Consider the following 22,845-nt stretch of genomic DNA (forward strand, 5'->3'; position numbering starts at 1 on the left):
GCCCCGCCCTGGCCGCCCGCGCGAGCAGCCGCGCCGGCCGCGTGTCCCGCCCGTCCGGCGCGTCCGCCCGGTGCAGCAGGTGCCGCAGCCGGTCGACGCCGCCGGCGGTGACGTCGGCGAGTACGCGATGGGCGGCGAGCCGGTCGGCCAGCCCGGCGTCGTGATAGGCGACCTGGCGCAGCAGAGGATCATTCACGAGTACGCGGTCCGCATCGACGCGGACGATCCCGGCCGCCACGGCCGCGTCCAGTGCGCGCAGGTCGGTCGCGGAGCGTCGCGCCGCGTCGGCCAGTTCGTGGGTGGTGAGTTCCTCGTCCGCCGCCACCAGCAGCGTCAGCCACCGGGCCGCGGGCGGCAGCGCGCTGAGGCGGTCGCGGTGCGCGGCGAGCAGGCGGCTGCCCGGGGGCAGCGTGACCGGCGGGGCCTGCTCGCCGCGGACCTGCTCGGGCGTCAGCGACCGGGCCAGGTCCACCAGGGCGAGCGGGTTGCCCGCGGCGATCGCCACGAGCGCGTCCGCCACGTCGCCGGCGAGCCCGCCGGGTGACAGGTCGTCGAGCAGCGCGCGGCCGGCCCGCTCGTCGAGCGGGGGCAGCGTCCGGCGCGGGATCGTCCGGTCCAGGACGTCGCCGCCGTCGGCCGGGTCAAGGGCGAGGACCATGCCGATCGCGGTGTTGTCCAGGCGCCGGGCCAGGTACGACAGGGTGTCGGCGGATGCTCGGTCAAGGTGGTGGACGTCGTCGACGATAACCAGGATCCGCTCCTGCTGGCGCAGCAGCGCCAACGCGCCCGCAGGGCTCGTCTCCTCCCCCGTCACCGGGTCGAGGAGGCGTCGCAGGCCCGCGTACGGCAGGTCGGTCTCGTTGGGCGACCCGGACGTGGCGAGCACCAGGAAACCGTCGGCCTCGGCGGCGGCCGCCGAGAGCAGCGCGGACTTTCCGGTGCCGGTCGCGCCGACCAGGATGAGCGCCGCGCCGTCGCCCGCGCGGGCGGCCGCGAGCACCGAGGCGAGGGCAGCGGTCTCCGCTGCCCGTCCACGCAGCGGCGGCTGGACCTCGCTCTGGCGCGCCATATGGTCTGCTCCGAGGTTGCGGCTGTCCATATCGTACCGAACTCAACACCCCCTGGCACTCGGCCAAAAAGCCCTGTTGACCTGCGGTTTTGCCTCCTAGGCTCGGCCACCGTCCACACCGGAGGGGAGCGGATGACGGGACCACGACACGATCATCAGAGGCGGTCGCGGTCGCCCGGGCCATGGCGGTACACCAGGCCCGCACCCCTGTCGACTGGTAACGGGGCGTCATTTCTCCTGGTCGCGCGCGTTGTTGATGGCTGCCTGGAGCTGCAGCCAGGTGGGGTCCGTGTCCTCTGCGGAGAGCACCGACTCCCAGTCGCTCATCTCCCAGGTCCGCGTGCCGTCCGTGACGACGAGGTGCTCCTCCAGGTCCTCATCGTCGTCCGGGACGTCCGAGGTGCTGTCCACGAACGTCGTGACCAGGGCCCGCAGCGCGGCGGCGTCACGGGGCGCCGCCGCGCCAGCGGGCACCGACACGAGCACGAGTTCACCGCCACCGCTGGCGACCACAAGTTCGCCCGTCGCCATGGCGGCCAACGCGGTCACCGGGGAGCCGGCCAGTACGTCGTGCTGGTCGGCTTCCTGGTCGGTGACGTCGAGACGCAGAAGCTCCCCGTCCGGCGTGCCGATCCACAGCACGCCCGGCTCGGCGCCGAACGCGGTGTTGTGGCGCGACCAGGCACGCATCTGCTCGACCCACTCGTCCGGGTACGGGTAGCCGGGGTTCGGGTCGCCGAGGATGGTGCCGAGGACACGTTCGAGGGAGGGGAAGTTGAACACCTCCAGCGTCTGGTCGTACGCGTTGCCACGGATCGCGAAGTGCCGACCGTCCCGGCTGAAGATCGGTTCCTCGTACCCGTCGACGTCGAGGATCAGCGCTCGGCGCAGGGTGCGCATGGCACCATCCTGCGTGACCCGCGCGAAGAGGCCGAGCGTCGCGCCCTGGTCGCTGCGGTAGGTGAGCACGAGACCGCCGCCGGGATGCGCGGCGATCCCGGTGTCCCACCACCGGGCGGGCGCGACCTTCCCCGTCCCGAGGTCGATCGTGTCGGAGGCGCCCCAGTCGTTGTCGTCGTCCTCGGCGTCCGACGCCGACGGCATCGCCCACAGCGTCCGACCGTCCGGGCTGAACGCCAGGCGGCGGTACGCGGCGGCGGGTGGGAGGCCGTCGAGCGCGGAGATGCCTGCGGGGGTCCACCGCGTCACGGTGCCCTCGCTCGCCACGAGCAGCAGCGGTTCGTCCGGGTGCCATGCCACGCCCGGCGTCCGGGTGATCCGCTCCCAGCCGACGACGTCGTCGTAGTCGGCCGCGTCGCCGCCGACCGTCCCGAGTTCGCGCAGCTCGCCGCCCTCGCAGCCCCACACGTGGACCATCGGGCGGGCCGAACTCAGGCCGGCGACGAACGGCAGCCGCGGATGGCACACCAACCGCTCCACGGGCGCCCCGCCACCGACCCCGACCCGCGCCATGATCTCCACGTCAGCCATCGCGACACCGTACCGGTAGTGGTGGTTAGATGACGGTCCCTCGGGAGGGAGAGCGACATGGGTGCCTCGTGGTGGAGCGCGCGGACGCCGTACCAGAGTGATGTTCGCGCGGCCTTGCGGCAGGCGCGGCAGGACGCGTACGACAGGGGTGATTTCTGCCGCGACGAGCCGAGCGCGGAGGCCCTGGCGATGACCGAGGAGGAGTACGTCGCCAGGCACATGGCCGACATGCTGGCCGACCTGCCGCAGGAGCTTTTGGACGAGGCCTGGGAGCCCGAGGACTCGGAGATCCGCGAGGAATGGCGCGCGGCGCACGTCAAGGTCACAGGTCCGGACACGCTGCTGGACGCCCAGCCGTTCTCGGGGACCCACTCCGTCATCGACATGGTCGGCGTCGGGGATGAACCGGGCGAACGCCTTGTGACGCCGCTACCGGGCGAGACCCTCGACGAGCTGTTCGGCACCCGGCGGCCCAGCGTGGCCGCCGTCGAGGAGGCCGTCGGCCGGTGCGGGATCGACGGCTTCGGCCGTGACCAGGGCGCGTACCTCGTCGCCCACGACGGTGACAGGCCGGCCTTCATCTACTTCGGCGGTCACAGCGGCGACTGAGCGCCGTCACGAGCCGCGAGCGCGTCGGCCAGGCGGTCGGGCCAGTCGTCGTTCGCGAGTCCGCCGACCACCAGGGCGTCGCGCCAGTCACCGCGGGCGATGACGAGCATCTGCAGGAAGCGTCGGCTGTCGCCCCGGGCGCCCAGCACGATCGCCGCCTGCAGCCGCTCGGCGCCGACCTCGTCGGGGTCGAGCCCGTCGAACTCGGCCAGGAACCCGAGCAGGATCTCCGACTCCTCCGGCGCGAAGTCCCGCCGGACCTTGTCGATCAACCGCTTCGTCGTCACGCGTCAGAGTATGGCCGCCTGCGTCGGCGCTGTCGGCGTGGACCTGCTCGCCGGGACCGGTCTGGCCGAGGCGTTGGCGGGAGCTGACGTCGTGGTCAACCTGACGAACTCGCCCACGTTCGACGACGCGTCGCCCGGGTTCTTCCGGACGACCATGGACAACATGCTCGCCGCCGCCCGCGACGCCGGTGTCGGCCATGCCGTCGTGCTCTCGATCGTGGGCGCCGACCTGGTGCCCGACCGGGTCTACTACCGGGCCAAGGTGCTGCAGGAGGACATCCTCAAGGCCGGCCCGGTGCCGTACTCGGTCGTCCGCGCCACGCAGTTCTTCGAGTTCATTGCGACGGTGCTGACGTGGGCCGCCGATGACACCACGGTCCGCCTGCCCGCCACGCCCGTGCAGCCCATGGCCGCCGCCGAGGTCGCCCGGGCGGTGGCCGACGTGAGCGTGGGCGCGCCGCTGAACGGCACCCGCAACGTCGCCGGCCCGGAGGTCTTCCCGCTCGACGAGCTGGGCAGGATCACCCTCGCCGCGCGGGGCGACCACCGCGCCGTCGTCACCGATCCCGGCGCCGGCATGTTCGCCGCCGCGCCGGGCGACGCGCTCATCGCCAAAGAAGACGCCGTACTCGCCACGACCACCTACCGCGAGTGGCTCGCGGCGGCCCGGTGAGAACGAACCGACTGGAGACGTCCAGCGACGAAGGCGAAGTTGCCGCGATGGGCCACTGCACGAACGCTGAACTGCTGTGGAACCTGTGCTGCACATTTGATGCAACACGGAATACGGCGTGACATGGACCCCTGTGGGTTCAGCTCATGTGGCCGTCGCCACTTCCGGACGGCGTCGGGTCCCCTCCGGCGTGAAGGAGAACGCGTCGGCGAAGGGTCCGGCCCGGTGACGTACGGCGAGCACCACCGGCTCGGGGTACACCCCACGCGGGCCGGTGCCCGGTTCCGCGTCCGCCAGGGAGTTCCAGAGGTGGAAGCAGATGAGGTCGGCGCCACCGTCCTCCGTGGCGTACACCAAAGTGTGGGGATAGAACGGGTTCCGGCCGCCGATCCGAACTGAGGGACGCCCGAACGTCTCCGTCAGCTCGGTCGCTGTCCGGTCCCGTCGCACCCAGTCCTCGACCTCGGCCCGCAGCCGCCGGAACTCCGTCGGCGATAACGCCCGGTCGAGGTCGAGCCAACCCAAGCGGTGGGCGACCTGCGCATACACGGAGGCGACCGCGTCGCGCAGCCCCAGCGCCGGCAGGATGTCGCCGTAGGCGCCCCGCACGCCCGTCGGCAGGCACAGGCCGCTCGCGCGCAGCGACTCCCGCTCGGCCGTCCAGCGCTCCAACACCCCGTCAACGGCTGCCATCGCCTCGAACAGGAGCAGCTCGGCGACCTCGTCCCCGCCGTACATGCCGGGGCGACGAAGCACGTCGTTCACCTTCCCCCGGTGATGCCGGCGCGCCTCGGCAAGAGCGTTCAGACCGTCCATCCGTTATCTGTTCACCAGGTCGCGCAGGGCCGCGATGACGACGCGGTCGCTGACGCTGGCGTAGATCTTCTTGTCGGGGCCGACGAGGACGACGAACGGGCAGGCGTGGTCGTCGCCCGACAGCTTCCTGTCCAGCAGCTTGCGGCCGGTCGCCGCCTCGTACACCCGAAGGCGCCAACCGGCGCGCACCAGCGAGGCGGTGACGGGGTCCGGGTCGTCGAACGTGCAGTTACGGATCTTCGAGCCCGCGCTCACCCGGTCCAGGCAGGCGACCAACTGCACGTTCTTCGGGTCCGCCGGCGTCCAGGTCCGGTCGAGCGACTTCGAGTAGCCCAGCGACGAATGGTACCCATTGTCCTGGATTCGGCCGCCGAATCCGACCCCGTCGTCGACGAGGAGCACCACCGGATGCGGGGCCTTGCCCGCGCGCTTGGGCAGCTCCGGGTAGTAGACGCTCTCGTCGCACACGCGGTTGAGGTCCGTGATGTCCTTCGCCGGGTACGCGCTGGCCCGCGGCCCGTCCTCCACGGGTGCCTCGGTCGCGGGCGCGCTCGCGGCGGGCGCGCTCGCGCTGGGATAGTTGCGCACGACCGGCGCAGCGGCATTCGGCACCGATTGCCGCATATTGGCCCAAACGAAGATGCCGGCCGCAAAGGCGCATACCACCAGGAGTACGACGCTCACGGCGGCGACGACGACGAGACCGCCTCGGATGCCCTGACCGGGCGGTGGCAAATCGGACCAGTCCTCGGGCGCGCCAGCCCCGTCCCCCGTGTGCGTCATACCGTGCTTCCTCCCCCTCAGCGGAGAGGAAGTGTCGCACGGGGCGTGAGCACGCAGAACTCGTTGCCGTCGGGGTCGGCCAGCACAACCCAGCTGACGTCGCCCTGGCCGATGTCCAGGCGCGTCGCGCCGAGGGCGAGCAGGCGCTCGACCTCGGCCTGCTGGTCGCCGTCGGCGGGCGGGGCGATGTCGAGGTGCAGCCGGTTCCTGCCCAGCCTCGGCAGGTACGGCGGGCCGCCCCACGCCATCTTCGAGCCGCCGCGCGGCGACTGGATCGCGGTCTCCTCGTCCTGGTCCCAGACCAGCGGCCAGCCGAGAGCCTCACTCCAGAAGTACCCGACCTGCTGCGAGCCGTCGCAGTTGACCGCGCCGATGAACCCGCAGTCGGCGAGGAAGTTGTTGCCGGGCTCGATGACGCAGAACTCGTTGCCCTCAGGGTCGGCGAGCACGACCTGGCCGTCGTCCGGCCCCTGGCCGATGTCGATGTGCCGGCCACCCAACTCCAGCGCCCTGGCAACGGTCGCCTGCTGCTCTTCCAGGGACGTACTCGTCAGATCGAAGTGGATCTGATTCTGGCCCAGTTTCTGTTCCTGGCTCGGCAGGAACCGCAGCCGGAACCCGGTGTCATCGCGGGGCAGGACGGCGACGCCGTCGCGTGGGTCGTCGACCAGGTCCCACCCCAGGACCCCGGACCAGAACCGCGCCAGGGCCAGCGGCTCGCCCGCGTCGAAGCTGACCGCGTACAGGTGACACGTCATGACGACCCCCGACCCCTCGGAAACGCCGAGCGTAGAGAGCCCTCGAGGTCAACCGCAGCCGAATTTCGGGGCGTCGCGCACTACCTGCACGACTAGGTTGTTGCGCAACATAGCTGGTCCCCCTATGCTCTCGGCCGTGGACCTCGACCGCCGTAACCAGTGGTTGCGGGGCATCCTCGACCTGTGCGTGCTGGCCCTGCTGGCCCGCGACGAGTCGTACGGGTACGAGCTGGGCCAGGCGTTGGAACGGGCCGGGCTCGGTGCCATCCAGGGCGGCACGCTCTATCCGGTGCTGCTGCGCCTGCAGCGCACCGGCTGCGTCACCACCCGGTGGCAGGAGGGCGACGGAGGTCCCGCGCGCAAGTACTACCGGATCACCGACGCCGGCCGGGACTGCCTGGCCCGCGACGGCGAGGACTGGCTCGGCTTCGCCGCCAGCGTGGCCAAGCTGCTGGACGAGGGAGGCGGCCCATGAACGCGGAACCGTGGCTGGCGCTGCTGGCCGGCGAGCTGCGCCGGCAAGGGCTCGCCGATCCCCAGGTGGCGACGGTCGTCGCCGACGTCCGCGCCCACCTGCGCGACAGCGCGGAGGACCCGTACCGCGCCTTCGGCGCCCCCGAGCGCTACGCGGCCGCCGTCGCGGAGAGCCTCCGGGGTCCGGCCTCGCACGCCCGACCGGTCGGCCCGGTCCGCCTCCAGGCGGACGGCATCACCAAGCGGTACGGCCGCCGCCAGGTGCTGCGCGACGTCAACCTGACCGTACGGGCTGGGCAGATCGCTGCGGTCGTCGGCGCCAACGGCTGCGGCAAGAGCACGCTGCTGAACATCTGCGCCGGCCTGATCAGCCCCGACGCGGGCACCGTCACCGTGCACGGCACGTTGTCCCACTCGCCCCAGGACGGCGGCACCGCGCCGTACCTGCTGCCGGACGAGCACTTCGCGCTGGTCGGCGCCGGCAAGGGACTCACCCGCGACCGTTCCCGGACGGCCGGCCGCGCGCGGGCGGGTGAGCTCGGCTGGCAGGACGTCGGCGCGACCCTCGCCGGGCAACTGTCCGGCGGCACCCGGCAGAAGCTCAACCTCGTCATGTCGACGCTGACGGAGCCGGACGTGCTGCTCCTCGACGAGCCGTACCAGGGCTTCGACCGCGGCGCCTACGTGAACCTGTGGCAGCAGCTGTGGCGCCTGCGCGACGACGGCAAGGCGATCGTCGTCGTGACCCACATGCTGAACGAACTCGACCAGGTGGACATCGTGCTCGACCTGACGGAGGCGAACTCGTGAAACGACTGTTGACGGTCGCCGAGATGACACTGCGGGAGCTCGCGCGGCGGCGCGGCGTGATCGCCCTGCTGCTGTTGCTGCCGCTGGCCTTCTACCTGATCCGCCGCGACCAGTACATCGGGCAGTCGATCCGGTCGCTGTTCATCGGCATCGGCTGGGCGGTGAGCACGGCGGCGCTGTTCTCCACCATCGGGGCGCGTTCGATCGAGCCGCGGCTGCGCCTGGCCGGCTACCGCGCCCACGACCTCTACCTGGGCCGACTCGTCGGGCTGTGGACGCTCGGCGTCCTCCTCGCCGCGCCGTTCCTGCTGCTCGTCAGCCTCGACACGACCGGGCTGCGCTACGGCGCCATCTCGCTCGCGATGCTGTGCTGTGTGGTCATCGCCGCACCGCTCGGCATGCTGGTCGGCTACCTGCTCCCCCGCGAGATGGAGGGCACCCTGCTGCTCCTCACGGCGGTCGCCCTCCAAATGATCATCGACCCGGCCACGACCATCGCCAAGGTCACCCCGTTCTGGTCCAGCCGCGAGATCGGCACGTACGCCGTCGACAACATGGGCACCGACTACCTGGTCCGCGGCAGCGTGCACGGCATCGCCGCCACGCTGGTCATGCTGGCCCTCGTCGCGGTGGTCTCGTCGGCCCGCCTCCGCCGCCGGCCCCACCTGCGCCAGGTGTGACGGAAGCCCGGATTTCGCCCCTGCAGGTCGGCGATAATGCGACTGAACCGGCGTATCGCCGGACCGCTCGGCAAAGGGGGCAACGGGTGGGAAGCCGTCAGAACGTCCAGGTGGAGGTGCTCGACGTGGCCGCCGTGGACCAGATGACCGGCAAGGTCGAGGCGGCCGGGGCGAGCCCGAAGATGACCGACAAGGTGCGCAAGTGGCGCGAGCAGCACCCGCTCGCCGCGAAGCAGGCCGCGAAGCGGGCGGACGGTTACGGCCACGCCGTGGTCGGCGAGACCCTGATGTACCTCCACCGCGCCCCGGACGGCATGGTCATCCCCCACGCCTGCTACCCGGACGGCACCGAGAAGGTCTACACGGACCACCTACACGCCGAGTCCGCCTTCGCCTAGACAATCAATCTTGGGACGAAACAAGCGGATATCCGCGTGTTACGTGCCAAGATTACCCACGGAGATCGTTATTAGGCGGGCGCTGGCTCGACCGGCTGTCTCAGGATGGTGCGCCGCTTGTCGGGGGCGACCCTGCGGAAGTCGCTGAGGTAGATCTCGTGGTGCGTGCCGGTCAGGCGGAGCCCCTGGCCGGGGATGACCTCGTGATGCAGGTGTGCGAGCACATCGGCCTCGTCGTCGAACGAACCGACGTGCAGCGTCTGCACGCACCGCCCTTCGGACAGGAGCTGGAGACGGACGTCGTCCAGACGCGCCGGTCGCTTCTTGGCGCCGGCCTGCTCGACGGCGGTCGCGAACATGGCCTCCTCGATCCAGGCCGGGACCATGAGCATCAGCGTCCAGTCCCACCGTGACTTGTCCCGCGCGGTCGTGAACGTGTCCATGTCCTCGGCCCGCCACAAGCCTTCCAGCGGTGGGACGACGTAGTCGCGCCCGAGGCCGCGCTTGCTGGCGAACTTCAGCTTGTACGCCACCGGATAGAGCGCCTCGATCGCCTCAGCGAAGGCGGTGGAGGTGTTGGGGTCGCCATGGCCGTCCACCATGAGGTACCGCATGTCGGGCACGTCGACGATGCGGAACCGGCCCCGTTGCGCCCGGTAGGCGTCGAGGGTCTTCCTGAAGTCCGTCTTGTCGTCGCTGCGCTCCGGCACACGCCGACGGTAGCGCTGAGCGGCCATCCCGTGCGCTATATGAGAGGCATTACATATGATAATACTATTTTGTGGGAGAATGGGCGCATTATATGGCTTCGTGCGGCCGCGTCCTTGTCCTCTGCGCGTTCGCCCTCCCACCGGCGCCGGCCGCCGCCGCGCCGGTCCCGTCGTGTGCCGGCGCGACGCCCGTCGCCGACCGGTCCACCCCGCTGGACCTCGGCGCCGGCGACGGCGTGCTGCTCAACGCCGGTGGGACGTACACCAACGGCGTCAACGGCCTCCCCGGCGGCTCTATCATCTGCGTGGCCGCGGGCACGAGCTTCCGCCCGTCCTGGGTGGTGAACGGGGCCGCCGGCACGATCAGCAACCTCGGCGACGTCGTCTACCCGCCCACCGTCGTCGCCACGGGCTTCGTCCTGGACAACCACGGCACGATGCGCCTCACGGGCGGCCTCAACACCAACGGCGCGGCGACGCTGACCAACGGCGCGGGCGCGACGCTCACCGCCGACTACGACATGGTCTTCGGCAACGGCACGGTCGTCACCAACGCCGGCACGCTCGACCTGCCGGGACTCAACTTCAATCCGCCTGCTCGCCTGGAGAACAGCGGCACCGCCACCATCGGCGCCTTCATCGGCTCCGGGCAGATCGTGAACTCCGGTCGGCTCACCGTCTCGGCGCGCCTGGGGCTCAACAGCGGCTCCTCGGTCGCCAACACCTGCCGGTTGACGGTCGGTGACGACCTCTACAACAGCGGCACGATCACCAACTCCGGCGTCGTCTCGGTCGGCGCGTCCCTGGTCAACAACGGTTCCGGACTCGTCAGCCAGGACGCGGCGGGCACCTCACTCGGCCACAGCTTCGTCAACAACGGCACGGTCACCGGCTTCGGTCGCCTTCGGTTCACCGGCAGCACGATCAGCCAGAACCAGTTTGTGGGTACGGACGCGGCGGCACCGGTCATCTTCGAGGACACCACGCCGACCGGGCCGATCTTCGACGTCTCCAGCGGCACGGTCGCGAACGTGATCCGCGCGCCGGTGACCCCGCCCGACCCGGGGTACCTGCCCACCGGCTGCTCCCTGAGCGGGCCGCCACAGGCGGACCTCGTGGCCACCAAGGTCGGCCCGAACCAGGTGACGGCGAACGCGCCGATGCGGTACCAGATCACCGTGACCAACCTCGGCCCCGCCACGGCCACCGCGGTGCAGGCCCGCGACGACCTGCCGGCGGCGCTGGGCAGCCCTGTTCTCTCGGCCGGGGGCGCGCTCTCCGGCACCACGGCGACCTGGGGGTTGGGCACGCTGGCGCCAGGCAGCTCGGTCACGCTGACCGTGGACGGCGTGGCGCCCGCCTCCGGCACCCTCCTTGACGTGACCTCGGCGGTCGCCGCCACCGCCGATCCCAACCCGTCCAACAACGACGGCAGCTACAGCGCCGCCCGGGTGACCACGACGGTCGTCCCCACGGTCACGGCCAACCGGCCGCCGACGGCCGTCTCCTCCACCGTGCAGACGACCGTGGACCAGGCGGTGTTCGGCCTGGCCGCCGGGTCGGACCCGGACGGACAGCCGCTGACGTGGACCAGGGGCGCTGCGGCCCAGCACGGCTCTGCCGTCGTGCAGACCAGCGGGGTGTACCGCTACACGCCCAACGTCGGGTTCACCGGTCGCGACCGGTTCGGGGTGACCGCGTGCGACAACGGCACCCCGACGCCGCTGTGCGCCACCGCCACCCTGACCATGGTGGTCCGGCCCGTCGCCAACGGGTTGACCATCACCACCACGCCCGACTCGCCGATCACCACCTCGATAACCGTCAACGACCGTGGGATCGTCGGCCCGCCCGTCATCACCGCGCCACCGGCGCACGGAACCGCGACCGTCAACGCCCAGCGCCTGGTCACCTACACACCAGCGGCCGGGTTCGTAGGATCGGACGTGTTCCAGTACCGGATCTGCAGTGAGCTGGCCGGCTCGACGGACGTCTGCGACAGCGCGGCCGTGACGGCGAACGTGGTCCGGATCCAGAACGACCCGCCGCAGGTGGGCGACCGCACGCGGGACACCCCGGCGGGGAGCAAACTGTTCGGGTTCGTGCCGCTCAGCGACCCGAACACCGGCCAGACCGTCACCGCGAGGCTGGGCGCCGCACCGCACGACGGCACGACGACCGTGTGGCCGGACGGCAACTACGTCTACGAGCCGGACCCCGGGTTCAGCGGCATCGACAGGTTCACGGTGGTGGGCTGCGACAACGCCCCGGTCCCCCTGTGCAGCACCGGTACGGTGACCTTGCGCGTGTCCCCGGTCGCGCACGCCGACGCGGTCGCCGCCATCATCAGCACGCCCGTGACCATCGACGTGCTCGCCAACGACATCGCCGCCAGCGGCGAGGTGACTACCACCGATCCGGCCGCCACGGTGGATCCGGACGACCGCACCATCACCTTCACCTCCGCGACGCCGGGCCGCCAGGCCTTCCTCTACCAGGTCTGCAGCGTCAACGACCCGGCGCTGTGCGCGAACGCGACCGTGAGCGTCTTCGTCGATGCGGCCGCGACGTTCAACCATCCGCCGGTCCTGGACGACCTGACCCGGTCGACCATCGTGGACCGCGGGATCTCGGGCAGCTTCGTGGGCGCCGACCCCGATCCCGGGCAGACCACGAGCCTTACGTACACGCAGGAGTCGGGGGCGTCCGGCCTGGCCGTCGACGCGAACGGAAGCTGGACCTACACACCGCCGCCCGGGGTGAGCGGCCGGTACGTGTTCCGCATCGCCGCGACGGATATCGACGGCAACAAGGCCACCGCCGAGTTGACCATCATCGTCCAGCCCGTCGCCATCCCGGACACCATCCTGACCACGGTAAACGTTCCCGTGGAGGCGAATGTCACCGCGAACGACCTGGGGACGGTCGGCCCGCCCACGGTCGTGACGGACCCCGCGCACGGCACGGCCACGGTCGTCGGCACGATGCTGCACTACGAACCGGACGCCGGATACTCCGGACTGGACACGTTCCCGGTCCGCGTCTGCACGGTCGGCGACCCGACGTCGTGCTCGGACGCCAACACCGCCGTGGCCGTACGCCCGGACGCCGTCGACGACACCGCCACGACGCCGGTCGGCACGTCGGTCCTCGTTCCGGTGACCGCCAACGACGCCGGCCAGCTCGGCGTCGTCGTCGTCGTGCAGGCGCCCGCCCACGGCACCGCCAGGGTCGAGGCCGGCGCGATCCGGTACATCCCGTCGCCCGGGTACCTGGGGTACGACCTGTTCACGTACCGGGTCTGCGCGCCGTTCACCCTCGCGGCATGCGACCAGGCCGGGGCGACCGTGGGCGTACTCCCGGTGCTGGGGAATGTGGCGGTGACCACGCACCGGTCCTACGTGGACCTCCGCCCGGCCGGCACGACCACGGGCGTCGGGCCGCCGGTGGTCGTCACGCCACCGACCCGCGGCACGGCGACCGTGCTGCCGAACGGCCTGATCCGCTACGAGGTTCTGCCCGGGTTCCTCGGCACGGACTCGTTCTCCTATGCCCGGTGCGCGGTCGCGGCGCCCGGCCTCTGCGACACGGCGATGATGTCGGTCACCATCGTGCCGATGCCGTCCGGGCCGACCCCGACGCCGCCGCCCGGCGCGCCCACGCCGCCACCGCCTTCCACGCCACCACCCGCCGCGCCGCCGGCGCCCCCGCAGCTTCCGCCCACCGGCGAACACCTGCCGCCGCTGCTGCTGAGCGGCCTGGTCATGATCCTCGTCGGCGCCGCCCTGCGCCGCGTCCGCCAGCGCCCGACGCGCCGCCGACGCCGGGCTACCGATCAGGGAGCCGGTGCCTGATCATTGTCCGGTGATGGGCTCGGACACGTTCTCGTTGGCGACGCCGCCGCTGTTCGTCGCGCTGGCGCCGGCCCGCAACGTCCTGATCGCCGGCGCGGGCGGCGGGTTCGACGTCTACGCCGGCCTGCCGCTGGCCCTCGCGCTACAGGACGCCGGCAAGCAGGTGCACCTGGCCAACCTGTCCTTCTCCCAGCTCGAACTGATCGACACCGACAGCTGGGCGACGCCCAACGTCGCGGCCGTCACGCCGGACACCACCAGCCCGGACTGGTACTTCCCCGAGCGGGCGCTCGCCCGTTGGCTCGCCGCGCAGGGACTGCCCGCCACGGTCTACGCCTTCCCGCCGCTGGGCGTGCAGACCCAGCGGGCCGCCTACCAGTACCTCATGGAGCTGTTGAGCATCGACGCGGTCGTCCTGGTCGACGGCGGGACGGACATCCTCCTGCGCGGCGACGAGTCCGCCCTGGGCACGCCGGTCGAGGACATCACGAGCCTCGCCGCCGCGGCCCGCCTCGACGTGCCGGTGAAGCTGGTGACCTGCCTCGGCTTCGGCATCGACGCGTACCACGGGGTCAACCACGTGCAGGTGCTGGAGAACCTCGCCGCCCTCGACCGCGAGGGCGGCTACCTCGGCGCGCTGTCGATCCCGGGCAACAGCCGGGAGGCGGGGCTCTACCGGGACGCTGTCGCCCACGGCCAGGCCGCCACGCCCGACCGGCCGAGCATCGTCAACGGCCAGATCGCGGCCGCCACCAGCGGCGCGTTCGGGGACGTCCAGTTCACCCGGCGCACGAGCGGCAGCGCCCTGTTCGTCAATCCGCTCATGGCCATGTACTTCACCGTCGACCTCGACAAACTGGCTGCCCGGTGCCTCTATCTCGACCGTCTCGAGAACACCGTCGGCCGCCGTCAGGTGATCGGCCGCATCGAGGCGTTCCGCAACGAGACGCCGACCCGCATCCCCCGCGCGTATCCCCACTAGGACACCGTCGCGTCTGTTGTATCAGCGCGCCGCCGGCGTTCCTCTGTACGGGCATGCCAATTCACGAGTACCCGCATCCGTTGCAGACCGACCAGCAGGTCGTCGACTGCGCCCTGGTGAAGGCCGTCCGCGCGCGCCGACCCGACGACAGCCTCGCCGCGATCATCCTGGCGCAGTCCACCGTCGCCGAACGCGAGTGGCAGGCCTTCATGTTGCGGCGCCCGAGCGGGCCGATGGACATGATCCTGCTCAAGAGCCTGCTGGCGACGGCCGACCTGCACCGGCGCGGCATCATCACGGCGCGCCAGGAGATCGCCGATCCGCCACTCGAGGCGGACGACGAGAAGCTGATCGAGGCCGCCACGGCCCCGTACAAAATCAAGAAGGTGCTGGTCGCCACGTACGGGCTGACCCCGGAGGAGGTGCTGGCGGTCGAGGCGTACAGCAACGCGAACAAGGCCGTCAGGGTGCTGCCCTCCGGCGAGGCGAACCCGCACTACATGGGCGCCGCCCAGCACTGGGGGCCCTACGGCGACGGTTGGGCGGCGCTCGCCGCCGGGCTGCCCAAGATTCCCACGCTGGGCGAGCTCGGGCTCACCCTCACCACGTACCGCGCGGCCCGGGCGCCCAAGAATGAGCACGAGCCGACCGAGATCACCCTGATCAGCCGGCTTCCCGTGGAGGCCAACATCGTGCACGGCGTCACGCAGATGGACATGGGACAGCGGCACTACCTGTCGACGGGCGTCACCTACAACAGCCACTGGCTGCGCGGCGCCGCGGTGGGTGGCCTCATCGCGGTGACCGGCTCCGCCGGGTACTACATCAATCCGTTCGGGCTGCAGGGCTGGCTCGACGGCGCGGAGATCCTCTACCCGCCCGGCTTCGTCACGAAGTTCGAGGGCCTCAACCCGCGCGGATACCAGGTCGAGCTGCCCGTCGCGCACCTGCGCGAGGTGGCCGGGCCGGAGTCCGGCCAGGCCGTGGCCGACGACCACAAGTACACGCTGGCCGTCCAGCGCCACCCCGGGCTCGACGCCGAGAAGGCCGCCCACATCGCCTACCTGGAACGACCCGACCGGGTGACCGACACGCAGATCGCGCTGCTGCGGCTCGGTCTCAGCGACCGGGGCATCACCTACCTCACCGTCGAGGAGCTGCGCGAGGTCCGCCAGCGCGTCGGCTGAACAGATCCTCGAAATAATGTGTCCGATCGGGGAAGCGTCGTTCGTAGCAGGGGTGAAAGGCGGCCACCCGACAACAGGAGATGATCACGATGGCGCAGTACCTGATGTCCGTACTCTTCGACTCGACCGAACTCGCGACCTCGGACGAGGCGGCCGCGATCGACGTCTTCAACGAACAGCTGAAGACCGACGGGCACTGGGTGTTCGCCGGCGGCCTCGCGTCGCCCGACACGGCCACGGTCGTCGACGGCCGGGACGGGGAGCCGGTGTTCACCGACGGGCCCTACCTGGAGTCGAAGGAGCATATCGCCGGCTTCTGGATCATCGAGGCACCGCACCTCGACGTGGCGCTGCGGCTCGCGGCCCTCGGATCGAAGGCCTGCAACCGGCGGATCGAACTCCGACCGTTCCTGGGCGAATGACCGACGACGTCGGTGAGGTGATCACCCGGGTCCACCGCGAGGAGTGGGCCCGGGTGGTCGCGACCCTGGCCAGGCGCCTGGGCGACCTGGACATCGCCGAGGAGATGGCCGCCGAGGCGTTCGCGACCGCCGTCGAACGCTGGCCGGTCGACGGCGTCCCGCCGAACCCGGGCGCCTGGCTGACCACCACCGCCCAGCGCAAGGCCATCGACCGGCTCCGCCGCGAGGTCAAGCGCGACGAGAAGCACCGGGAGGCGCTGATGCTGATCGACATCCCTGAACCGCTCGGCGCCATCGACGACGACCGGCTACGCCTCGTGCTCACCTGCTGCCACCCCGCGCTGGCCATGGACGCGCGTATCGCGCTGACCCTACGGATGGTCGGCGGGCTGACCGTGCCCGAGATCGCCCGCGCGTTCCTGGTCGAGGAGAGCGCCATGGGCCGCCGGATCACCCGCGCAAAAGCAAAGATCAAGGCAGCAAAGATTCCGTACGGCGTGCCGTTCCGCGAGGACATCCCGGCCCGGATCACCGGGGTGCTCGCCGTCCTTTATCTGATCTTCAACGAGGGCTACCTGGCGTCCGACCCCGGCAAGGAGCCGGTCCGCGGCGACCTGACCGCCGAGGCGGTCCGGCTGACCCGGCTGGTCCGTGCCCTCCTGCCCGCCGACGGCGAGGTCGCCGGGCTCCTGGCGCTGATGCTCCTGACGGAGGCCCGCCGGGCCGCGCGGGTGTCGGTGCGGGGAGAACTCGTCGCTCTGCGGGACCAGGACCGCGGCGCCTGGGACCGCGTGCTGATCGCCGAGGGCCACGCCCTGGTCCGCGCGCGTCTCGCCTCCGGCCAGGCGCCGGGGCGCTACCAGATCCTCGCCGCGATCAACGCCGTCCACACGGACGCCCGGGACTTCCGCGACACCGACTGGTCACAGGTCGTCGCGCTCTACGACCAGCTGGTCCGCCTCGAACCGTCACCGATCGTGCGGCTCAACCGGGCGGTCGCGGTCGCCGAACTCGACGGCCCGGAGGTCGCGCTGGCCGAGGTCGACCGGCTGCCGCTGGACGGCTACCACGCCTTCCACGCCACCCGCGCCGAGCTGCTGCGCCGGCTGGGCCGCGGCGAGGAGTCCCGGGCCGAGTACGACCGGGCCATCGGACTGGCCGGCAACACCGCCGAGACGGCGTACCTCACCCGCCGCCGCGACCAGCTTGCCGGTCCACAGGGTCGGTCGCCGGACCTCGCTGCCGGTCTGCCAGTTCCTTCGTGATCTCGTCGTACAGCCCCGCCCAGAACGCCTCACGGTCTTTCCGGCCGGCGGCGAGTGCATGGTGGCGGTGTACGAGCTGTTTTGCCTGCGGCATGGTCACGGCCTTGATCGCCACGAGGCCCTGCATGCACTCCAGGAAGCTCAGCTCGCGCGCGACGAGCGCCGCGATGACCGCGTCGATGTCCGCGTCCGACCCGAGCTCGTGGCCGACCTCGTCGATCGCCGCCACGGCGTCTGGCGGCGGTGGGAAGCGCCACCGCTGCGCATGCTCCGACCATACGAAGGGCTCACTCACGCGGACCAGTGTGCCCCGAGGTCGAGCGGTCGGCGCGGCGAGCCGCTAGGTTGGGCCGATGTCGGCCATCGCGCAGCTCTACCTTGTCCCCCGCGACCTGCTCGTAGCCGAGCAGTTGCCGGTGCACGTGGTCGCCACGAAGTTCGGGCGGCGGATCGACCCGGACGCCTTCCCCTACTCCGGGTACCTCATGCTCGACGTGCTCACCTTCCTGGGTGAACGGGACATTCCGATCGACAGTACGGAGCTGCCGTACCGCACCGACCCGGACGGCCCGTACGACACCGTCATCACCACCGAGCACCGGGCGCTCCTGCCTCAGCTCGACCCGGCCGGGTACCCGCTCGGTGAGATCCGCGAGTTCATGGACCAGTACGACGAGCTCGACGACGACGAACTCCAGGGAGCGTTCACCGACACCCTGAACCTACTGCGTACCACCATCGCCGACCTCGCCGACGACGAGGCCCTGGTGGTCCTGATCTGGTGAGACGACTACGCCGCTCACCTTGGAGTGGTTGGTCAGGTCGTCGATGAACGCGTCGTAGTCCGCGTGGCCCGGGCCGACGATGAAGGTCGACGTCGTGGGCCGCGGCCCGGCCAGCCAGGTCAGTAGTTCCTGGTACGCCTCATCCTTGGGCGCCCACGGGTCCCACAGCAGGCACGGACCGGAATCTCGATGGAGACCGGCTGGTCGGACACGGTCACGACGATGTCGAACCGTTCCTCGACATCGAGCAGGCACAGCGGCGCGCCGACGGACAGCGCGACCGTCGCGAACGTCTGCCTGACTGCGGGTGACGCCAGGAAAACCCGGCTCTGCCCGCTGGTCGCTGAGGTGACGTCGACGTCGGTCGAGTCGTCCCGGTACCTGCGTAACACGTCGTCCTGAGGGAAGCACAGCACCATGTCGAAGCTCGACCGGTCCCTGCCCGCGACCACCTCCGCAAGCTCGACGGTCCGACCAGCCTTGAACCCGTAGGTGGCGGGAAGATCCACCGTCGTACCGTCGGGCAGGGCCACCGTGGTCCGTCGTTCGCCATGGGACGTGTCACACAGGGCCGCGACGGCCGCCAGCAGGCGACCGGCGTCGCGGCGGTGAACGTACACGTCGAAGCTGTAGTCGATGCCCATGCACCCTCCGTCCGAGGTCAGGGCGTGGCGGCCGTGCCGTAGACGTGACGACGGACGAGGGCGTCGCGCTCCAGGACCGTGTCGACCAGTGCCCAGAAGTCGGCGAGGCGCGGGTGCCTCAGGCCCTCCTCGCGGCTGACCTTGTGTCCGAAGACCGGCTCGTCCGGGGATACGAAGCCGCCGTCGACCAGGGTCGCGGCGGGCAGCGGCGAGCCCTGGACCGGCCCGACCCGGCAGGAGAACGTCAGGTGGTCGCTGTAGTCGTCCCGGCCCCAGGTGCCGAGGATCGCGTCGATCCACGCCTCGTGGACGCCATTGTGGTGGTAGCAGCTCGCGTAGTACACGGCCGCCGCGGCGCCGTCCCGGTCGACGTGCGCCCAGGTCCGCTCCGCCTGCGTCCCGCAGCACTGGCAGACGAACTGCCGGACCTGGCGGGTGCTCTCGTCGATCAGGTAACTCACGGCGCGAAGCGTACGTGACGCCGATCGCTACAGTGGCCCGATGGCCGGCGAACTCGTCACCGCGATCGTCTCTCTCGGCGGCGTGGTCCTCGGTGGCGGTCTGTCCTATCTGGTGCAGAGCAACACCCAACGCATGAGCGCGCGCGTCGAGCAGCGCAAGCAGGACGCCGACCGGGCCGAGAGCAGGCGCGCCGAGCGGCTCACCCACCTCGAACGCTTCATCGCCGTTGCCGCCGAAGCGGAACGCGTCGCGTTCAGCCGCCCCGACACCTGGACCGCTGATGACGCTTGGCCCACCAGTGCTCAAGAGATCATGAACCGGCTCTGGGTCGCCGAACGCATGCTCCAGGTGCTGTATCCCGCTGGCGTGCACACTGCCGCCCGCGAATACTTCGTCCGGCTGAACCGTGCTGTCTGGGACGGCGTTCCTACGCTCGACGACCTCTATGCCGAGCTGGACGAACTGCGCGGCGCGTTCCTCGCCGCCGCGCGCTCCGCCCTGGATTGACGCGTGGCGTCACGGCCACGTCCGAGCCGAGTTGGCGAACGTCTCGGGGTCGCTGTGCACCGGCACCACACAGAGCAGGTGGCCGCCCGGCGTGCGCAACGTGTGGGCGTCCTGCCAGCGGGTCACCGGCTCCGCGCCGAGCGCGGCCAGGCGGGCGACCTCCGCTTCGAGATCATCGGTTTCGATGTCAAGGTGGTAGCGCGGCGCGTCATCGACGGCCTGGACGACGGTGAACAGCGAGGGGACGGCATCGACCAGGACGGTGTACTGCTCCTCGCCGGGCGCGGGAAAGCTCGGCACGCCCAACGCCCCGGACCAGAAGTCCACCTCCGCGCCGACCTTCGCGGCAGGCGTGTCGATGAGAATGCCAACGAGCCGACTGCGGTGCATGAGCCATTTTGGCGCTTGCGGGCCGGATGACGAGGTCCCGTGAGAAATTTCTTCTGGCAGTGTCGGATCCGGGGCGACCTGTTCGTAGCTGAGGTGGGACGGCCGGAGTAGGCCGCCAGGACAAGGGAGTCGTGCGATGCCACTGTATTTGATCTCGTTCGATGACGGCGCGATGGATCACATCACCGGCGAGGAGTTGCCTGACGTGGGCAAGGCCGCGCACGCGGTGTCCCAGGAGGCCATGGACGCCGGCGTGTGGGTATTCGGCGGTGGACTGGAACGTCAGCGGGCAAGCATCGTGGCCACTGACGGGGTGGTCACCGACGGCCCGTACCCGGAGACCAAGGAGGTCATCGGCGGGCTCGTGGTCGTTGACGTGCCCTCACGCGAGGAGGCGCTGGTGTGGGCTGCCAAGTTCGCCGCCGCCTGCCGCTGCGCGCAGGAGGTACGGGAGATCATGGCCGACATCGAACAGGACGAGATGCTCCGGCTGGCCGAAAGGCAGGAACAGCGACGTTCGCTGTGATGGCCGGTCGTTGCGTTTGACCGGATCGCCCGCAATCACCGATCGCACACTCGCCGCGACAGCCAGCACCGTCGTGGCGAGTGCGCGCTCAGCGCCGAAGTAGCCTTCGACTGTGGCGACGACCGTGGATGTGGCCAAGCGGCTGGCAGAACAGTCGTTGGCCGTCAGCCTGCCGCGACGATGGCGGCATGTGAAAGCCGTGGGCCCGTGCGCTGCGTGCTATCGGCGCTGGCCGCGAAAAGCCAAGGCGCGGCGTTCACGGACACGTCCGTCACCGATCTTGTCACTGAGCGCGCGAAGCGGCGATCTTCAACTGCGCAAAACACCAGGGTGGGGCGGGCGGGACTCGAACCCGCGACCCAGGGATTATGAGTCCCCTGCTCTAACCGGCTGAGCTACCGCCCCGGCGGGGTCAGCTTACCTACCCTGTTCACCCACGCCTCCGGGGCCGGCGTCCCGGCCCCGGACGGCGTCGGTCCACGTCAGGTTGAGGCCGCCACCGGCTCGCGGACGGTGAGGCTCAGGTAGTCGTCCGCCCGCCCGAGCGCGCTGAACAGGGACGCGCCCGCGATGATCGCCTGGAGGATCCCGAGCCCGATGAACACGGTGGCCGCGCTGCCCACCGTGACCGTCACCCAGCCGCCCAGCAGCGCGCCGAGCGGGATGGGCGACCAGGACGCGACCTGGCCGACCGTCACGACCCGGCCCAGCATGCCGGGCGGCGAGAGTCGCTGACGCAGGGTCCGCATGGTGACGATGAAGTAGGTGCCGAAGCCCGAGAAGTACATGTCGTCGGGCAGTCGTCGGCCGGTGCGCGCGAACAGCTCGGTGGCCTTCTTTGGCATCTCCTCGCTGTGGATCCAGTGCACGTCGTCGCCACCGATCTTCAGGCACTCGCCCTCGTTGGCGTTCTTGCGGTTGATGAAGATCGGGTTGCAGTCGACGCGGTGCGTCTTCTTGACCGCCATGGTGACCGAGAGCATGGTCTCCTTCGGCAGCTGGTCAAGCTCGTGCCGCGGGATCTCGAAGCCGTAGCTGATGTGCATGTGCGGGAGGTGCTCGTGCAGGTGCTCCTCGAGGTTCTCGTGCGGCGCGTGCGGCATGCGGAATGACGACCAGCGGGCCGCAGAACGCGAACACCCCTACCGGAAAGCCGCTGCCGATGAGGGCGCCCCACCACAACGGAGTGCGCCGGGGCAGCAGGCGCACGGCCGCGAACATGCCGGCCGCGGTGACGGCGACCAGGCACGCGGACGTGGCGCGCATGAGCGTGTCCAGGTCGAGGCGCCGGACGACGCTCGCCACGCCGGTCACCGCGCAGGCGATCGCCTGCGCGGTGAGGCTGCGCCGCGGCACGTCACCCGCGCTCCCACCCGTGGCCAGCCATCTCGGCAGGGCGCCGTCGCGACCCAGTGCCGCGCCGAGCCGCGCGCCGCCGGCGATGTAGGCGTTGATGGCGCCGAGGGTGAGGAAGACCGCGGCGCCCGCGGTCGCGACGCGCGTCGCCGGCCCCATGCCGCGCTCCAGCAGCAGGGTCAGCGGCACGTCGGTCCGGGCCGCCTCGGGCCCGAGCACGCCGAAGACGGTGGCTGTGAGGCCCACGTACAGCACCCCCACGATGGCGAGCGTCATCGCCGTGGCCAGGCCGATGTGCCGCGCGGGGTGACGGAACTCGGCGGACAGGTGGCTGGCGGCCTCCCAGCCGGCGAACGCGTAGAGCACGCTCGCGGCGGTGCCGATGGCCAGGCAGCCGTGCGGCGCGAAGGGCTGGAAGTTGGCCACGGTGGCGTGCGGTGCGGCGGTCAGCATCGTGACCAGCAGCAGCAGGACGAGCAGCGAGACCAGCAGCAGCTGCAACCGTCCGGACAGCCGCAGGCCCACGTAGTTCGCGGCGAACGCGATGAACAGCAGCGTGCCCGCGATGAGGAGCACCATGCCGTCGTCGCCGCCGACCGCGGCCGCGACGTACTGCCCGCCGATGATCGCGCCGGCCAGCACGCCCACGGGCACGGCGACGTAGAACCACCAGCCCACCATGGCCGCGGCGCGCGCCGAAGGCGTGGCTGACGAACGTCGCGACGCCGCCGCCGTCGGGGAACCGCGCGGCGAACGCGATGGCGACGGGCGCGCTCAGCACGAGCATGCCGGCCCAGGCGATGATCGACGCGGGCCCGGCGGCGCGGGCGCCCTGTCGGCAGCGCCAGGACGCCGGGTCCGAGTACAGCGCCCGCGTAGAGGGCGGTCCCCTCGGCGAGGCCGAGGC

At 70.9% G+C, this 22,845-nt stretch carries 26 protein-coding genes, 1 tRNA gene and 1 pseudogene; 14 read left to right on the top strand and 14 right to left on the bottom strand.

Features of this window, described 5'->3' with window-relative positions:
- Both ABD211_RS17375 and ABD211_RS17380 read right to left on the bottom strand, forming a co-directional pair.
- The coding region (locus tag ABD211_RS17375) for an AAA family ATPase (RefSeq protein WP_344132484.1) at positions 1 to 1,069 on the bottom strand (1,069 nt) is incomplete at its 3' end.
- A gap of 228 nt (positions 1,070 to 1,297) precedes the next feature.
- Complete coding sequence (locus ABD211_RS17380) at positions 1,298 to 2,560, bottom strand: WD40 repeat domain-containing protein (protein WP_344132487.1); 1,263 nt, start codon at positions 2,558 to 2,560, stop codon at positions 1,298 to 1,300.
- 57 nt (positions 2,561 to 2,617) lie between these two features.
- Between ABD211_RS17380 and ABD211_RS17385 the strand changes: the two genes are divergently transcribed.
- Positions 2,618 to 3,169: a hypothetical protein gene (locus tag ABD211_RS17385; RefSeq protein ID WP_344132490.1), complete on the top strand. Its 552-nt coding sequence runs from the start codon at positions 2,618 to 2,620 to the stop codon at positions 3,167 to 3,169.
- Here ABD211_RS17385 and ABD211_RS17390 read toward each other — a convergent pair.
- A complete protein-coding gene (locus ABD211_RS17390) occupies positions 3,154 to 3,456 on the bottom strand; it encodes a hypothetical protein (protein WP_344132493.1) in 303 nt (100 codons plus the stop codon). The genes ABD211_RS17385 and ABD211_RS17390 overlap by 16 nt on opposite strands.
- 10 nt (positions 3,457 to 3,466) lie before the next feature.
- Between ABD211_RS17390 and ABD211_RS17395 the strand changes: the two genes are divergently transcribed.
- Entirely contained in the window at positions 3,467 to 4,129 is a 663-nt protein-coding gene (locus ABD211_RS17395) for an SDR family oxidoreductase (protein WP_344132496.1), read from the top strand.
- 144 nt (positions 4,130 to 4,273) lie between these two features.
- Here the strand turns inward: ABD211_RS17395 and ABD211_RS17400 are convergent, their stop codons facing one another.
- The 3 genes from ABD211_RS17400 to ABD211_RS17410 all read right to left on the bottom strand — a co-directional run bounded on the left by ABD211_RS17400 (position 4,274) and on the right by ABD211_RS17410 (position 6,486).
- Positions 4,274 to 4,885: a hypothetical protein gene (locus ABD211_RS17400; RefSeq protein ID WP_344132499.1), complete on the bottom strand. Its 612-nt coding sequence runs from the start codon at positions 4,883 to 4,885 to the stop codon at positions 4,274 to 4,276.
- A gap of 63 nt (positions 4,886 to 4,948) precedes the next feature.
- The gene (locus ABD211_RS17405; RefSeq protein WP_344132502.1) at positions 4,949 to 5,557 is read right to left on the bottom strand and encodes a hypothetical protein; all 609 of its coding nucleotides are present in this window, start codon (positions 5,555 to 5,557) and stop codon (positions 4,949 to 4,951) included.
- A gap of 188 nt (positions 5,558 to 5,745) precedes the next feature.
- Positions 5,746 to 6,486: a VOC family protein gene (locus ABD211_RS17410; protein WP_344132505.1), complete on the bottom strand. Its 741-nt coding sequence runs from the start codon at positions 6,484 to 6,486 to the stop codon at positions 5,746 to 5,748.
- A gap of 136 nt (positions 6,487 to 6,622) precedes the next feature.
- Between ABD211_RS17410 and ABD211_RS17415 the strand changes: the two genes are divergently transcribed.
- From ABD211_RS17415 to ABD211_RS17430, 4 genes are all read left to right on the top strand, one after another.
- The gene (locus tag ABD211_RS17415; RefSeq protein WP_344132508.1) at positions 6,623 to 6,961 is read left to right on the top strand and encodes a PadR family transcriptional regulator; all 339 of its coding nucleotides are present in this window, start codon (positions 6,623 to 6,625) and stop codon (positions 6,959 to 6,961) included.
- Positions 6,958 to 7,770, top strand: coding sequence for an ATP-binding cassette domain-containing protein (locus ABD211_RS17420; RefSeq protein WP_344132511.1), 813 nt, complete (start codon positions 6,958 to 6,960; stop codon positions 7,768 to 7,770). Before ABD211_RS17415 ends, ABD211_RS17420 begins: the two co-directional genes overlap by 4 nt.
- Positions 7,767 to 8,450 carry a hypothetical protein gene (locus ABD211_RS17425; RefSeq protein WP_344132514.1) on the top strand — a complete coding sequence of 228 codons (684 nt, stop codon included), beginning with the start codon at positions 7,767 to 7,769 and terminating at the stop codon, positions 8,448 to 8,450. The genes ABD211_RS17420 and ABD211_RS17425 overlap by 4 nt, the downstream gene beginning before the upstream one ends.
- Before the next feature lie 86 nt (positions 8,451 to 8,536).
- Positions 8,537 to 8,848, top strand: a complete 312-nt coding sequence (locus tag ABD211_RS17430) for a hypothetical protein (RefSeq protein ID WP_344132517.1) — start codon at positions 8,537 to 8,539, stop codon at positions 8,846 to 8,848.
- A gap of 71 nt (positions 8,849 to 8,919) precedes the next feature.
- On the opposite strand, the gene ABD211_RS17435 is transcribed toward ABD211_RS17430, so the two are convergent.
- Positions 8,920 to 9,558, bottom strand: coding sequence for a GyrI-like domain-containing protein (locus ABD211_RS17435; protein ID WP_344132521.1), 639 nt, complete (start codon positions 9,556 to 9,558; stop codon positions 8,920 to 8,922).
- Between the two features lie 92 nt (positions 9,559 to 9,650).
- Here ABD211_RS17435 and ABD211_RS17440 point away from each other — a divergent pair, with 92 nt between their 5' ends.
- From ABD211_RS17440 to ABD211_RS17460, 5 genes are all read left to right on the top strand, one after another.
- Positions 9,651 to 13,412, top strand: coding sequence for an Ig-like domain-containing protein (locus tag ABD211_RS17440; protein WP_344132524.1), 3,762 nt, complete (start codon positions 9,651 to 9,653; stop codon positions 13,410 to 13,412).
- A 13-nt stretch (positions 13,413 to 13,425) separates the two neighbouring features.
- The gene (locus ABD211_RS17445) at positions 13,426 to 14,394 is read left to right on the top strand and encodes a DUF1152 domain-containing protein (RefSeq protein WP_344132649.1); all 969 of its coding nucleotides are present in this window, start codon (positions 13,426 to 13,428) and stop codon (positions 14,392 to 14,394) included.
- Between the two features lie 53 nt (positions 14,395 to 14,447).
- Entirely contained in the window at positions 14,448 to 15,581 is a 1,134-nt protein-coding gene (locus tag ABD211_RS17450; RefSeq protein ID WP_344132527.1) for a hypothetical protein, read from the top strand.
- 89 nt (positions 15,582 to 15,670) lie between these two features.
- Entirely contained in the window at positions 15,671 to 16,003 is a 333-nt protein-coding gene (locus tag ABD211_RS17455) for a YciI family protein (protein WP_344132530.1), read from the top strand.
- The gene (locus ABD211_RS17460; protein ID WP_344132533.1) at positions 16,000 to 17,268 is read left to right on the top strand and encodes an RNA polymerase sigma factor; all 1,269 of its coding nucleotides are present in this window, start codon (positions 16,000 to 16,002) and stop codon (positions 17,266 to 17,268) included. Before ABD211_RS17455 ends, ABD211_RS17460 begins: the two co-directional genes overlap by 4 nt.
- On the opposite strand, the gene ABD211_RS17465 is transcribed toward ABD211_RS17460, so the two are convergent.
- On the bottom strand, positions 17,189 to 17,563 hold the full coding sequence (locus ABD211_RS17465; RefSeq protein WP_344132536.1) for a hypothetical protein: 375 nt from the start codon (positions 17,561 to 17,563) through the stop codon (positions 17,189 to 17,191). The two genes, ABD211_RS17460 and ABD211_RS17465, sit on opposite strands and share 80 nt — an antisense overlap.
- A 58-nt stretch (positions 17,564 to 17,621) precedes the next feature.
- Here ABD211_RS17465 and ABD211_RS17470 point away from each other — a divergent pair, with 58 nt between their 5' ends.
- Positions 17,622 to 18,053 (top strand): hypothetical protein, encoded by a 432-nt coding sequence (locus ABD211_RS17470; RefSeq protein WP_344132539.1) that lies wholly within the window; start codon positions 17,622 to 17,624, stop codon positions 18,051 to 18,053.
- Positions 18,054 to 18,172: 119 nt separating this feature from the next.
- Here the strand turns inward: ABD211_RS17470 and ABD211_RS17475 are convergent, their stop codons facing one another.
- On the bottom strand, positions 18,173 to 18,697 hold the full coding sequence (locus ABD211_RS17475) for a hypothetical protein (protein WP_344132542.1): 525 nt from the start codon (positions 18,695 to 18,697) through the stop codon (positions 18,173 to 18,175).
- A 17-nt stretch (positions 18,698 to 18,714) separates the two neighbouring features.
- Complete coding sequence (locus ABD211_RS17480) at positions 18,715 to 19,158, bottom strand: hypothetical protein (protein ID WP_344132545.1); 444 nt, start codon at positions 19,156 to 19,158, stop codon at positions 18,715 to 18,717.
- Positions 19,159 to 19,198: 40 nt separating this feature from the next.
- Here ABD211_RS17480 and ABD211_RS17485 point away from each other — a divergent pair, with 40 nt between their 5' ends.
- Entirely contained in the window at positions 19,199 to 19,666 is a 468-nt protein-coding gene (locus tag ABD211_RS17485) for a hypothetical protein (RefSeq protein WP_344132548.1), read from the top strand.
- 9 nt (positions 19,667 to 19,675) lie between these two features.
- Here ABD211_RS17485 and ABD211_RS17490 read toward each other — a convergent pair whose 3' ends face one another.
- Positions 19,676 to 20,056 (bottom strand): VOC family protein, encoded by a 381-nt coding sequence (locus tag ABD211_RS17490; RefSeq protein ID WP_344132551.1) that lies wholly within the window; start codon positions 20,054 to 20,056, stop codon positions 19,676 to 19,678.
- A gap of 136 nt (positions 20,057 to 20,192) precedes the next feature.
- Here ABD211_RS17490 and ABD211_RS17495 point away from each other — a divergent pair, with 136 nt between their 5' ends.
- On the top strand, positions 20,193 to 20,582 hold the full coding sequence (locus ABD211_RS17495; RefSeq protein ID WP_344132554.1) for a YciI family protein: 390 nt from the start codon (positions 20,193 to 20,195) through the stop codon (positions 20,580 to 20,582).
- A gap of 331 nt (positions 20,583 to 20,913) precedes the next feature.
- Here ABD211_RS17495 and ABD211_RS17500 read toward each other — a convergent pair.
- From ABD211_RS17500 to ABD211_RS17510, 3 genes and pseudogenes are all read right to left on the bottom strand, one after another.
- Positions 20,914 to 20,987, bottom strand: a tRNA-Ile gene (locus tag ABD211_RS17500).
- A gap of 77 nt (positions 20,988 to 21,064) precedes the next feature.
- Positions 21,065 to 21,628 (bottom strand): hypothetical protein, encoded by a 564-nt coding sequence (locus ABD211_RS17505; protein WP_344132556.1) that lies wholly within the window; start codon positions 21,626 to 21,628, stop codon positions 21,065 to 21,067.
- Positions 21,585 to 22,622 (bottom strand): annotated as a pseudogene (locus tag ABD211_RS17510) (APC family permease); the annotation flags it as partial. The gene ABD211_RS17505 and the pseudogene ABD211_RS17510, both read right to left, overlap by 44 nt.
- Between the last annotated feature and the right edge of the window lie 223 nt (positions 22,623 to 22,845).

Source organism: Luedemannella flava, assembly GCF_039528515.1.
GTDB classification, from domain to species: Bacteria; Actinomycetota; Actinomycetes; order Mycobacteriales; family Micromonosporaceae; genus Luedemannella; species Luedemannella flava.

What these genes read in the sequence shown, in the direction of transcription:
- ABD211_RS17380 (WP_344132487.1), bottom strand. Translation starts at nt 2,560, where the DNA reads ATGGCTGACGTGGAGATCATGGCGCGGGTCGGGGTCGGTGGCGGGGCG.
- ABD211_RS17385 (WP_344132490.1), top strand. Translation starts at nt 2,618, where the DNA reads ATGGGTGCCTCGTGGTGGAGCGCGCGGACGCCGTACCAGAGTGATGTT.
- ABD211_RS17395 (WP_344132496.1), top strand. Translation starts at nt 3,467, where the DNA reads ATGGCCGCCTGCGTCGGCGCTGTCGGCGTGGACCTGCTCGCCGGGACC.
- ABD211_RS17410 (WP_344132505.1), bottom strand. Translation starts at nt 6,486, where the DNA reads ATGACGTGTCACCTGTACGCGGTCAGCTTCGACGCGGGCGAGCCGCTG.
- ABD211_RS17420 (WP_344132511.1), top strand. Translation starts at nt 6,958, where the DNA reads ATGAACGCGGAACCGTGGCTGGCGCTGCTGGCCGGCGAGCTGCGCCGG.
- ABD211_RS17440 (WP_344132524.1), top strand. Translation starts at nt 9,651, where the DNA reads ATGGCTTCGTGCGGCCGCGTCCTTGTCCTCTGCGCGTTCGCCCTCCCA.
- ABD211_RS17445 (WP_344132649.1), top strand. Translation starts at nt 13,426, where the DNA reads ATGGGCTCGGACACGTTCTCGTTGGCGACGCCGCCGCTGTTCGTCGCG.
- ABD211_RS17450 (WP_344132527.1), top strand. Translation starts at nt 14,448, where the DNA reads ATGCCAATTCACGAGTACCCGCATCCGTTGCAGACCGACCAGCAGGTC.
- ABD211_RS17455 (WP_344132530.1), top strand. Translation starts at nt 15,671, where the DNA reads ATGGCGCAGTACCTGATGTCCGTACTCTTCGACTCGACCGAACTCGCG.
- ABD211_RS17460 (WP_344132533.1), top strand. Translation starts at nt 16,000, where the DNA reads ATGACCGACGACGTCGGTGAGGTGATCACCCGGGTCCACCGCGAGGAG.
- ABD211_RS17470 (WP_344132539.1), top strand. Translation starts at nt 17,622, where the DNA reads ATGTCGGCCATCGCGCAGCTCTACCTTGTCCCCCGCGACCTGCTCGTA.
- ABD211_RS17475 (WP_344132542.1), bottom strand. Translation starts at nt 18,697, where the DNA reads ATGGGCATCGACTACAGCTTCGACGTGTACGTTCACCGCCGCGACGCC.
- ABD211_RS17485 (WP_344132548.1), top strand. Translation starts at nt 19,199, where the DNA reads ATGGCCGGCGAACTCGTCACCGCGATCGTCTCTCTCGGCGGCGTGGTC.
- ABD211_RS17490 (WP_344132551.1), bottom strand. Translation starts at nt 20,056, where the DNA reads ATGCACCGCAGTCGGCTCGTTGGCATTCTCATCGACACGCCTGCCGCG.
- ABD211_RS17495 (WP_344132554.1), top strand. Translation starts at nt 20,193, where the DNA reads ATGCCACTGTATTTGATCTCGTTCGATGACGGCGCGATGGATCACATC.
- ABD211_RS17505 (WP_344132556.1), bottom strand. Translation starts at nt 21,628, where the DNA reads ATGCACATCAGCTACGGCTTCGAGATCCCGCGGCACGAGCTTGACCAG.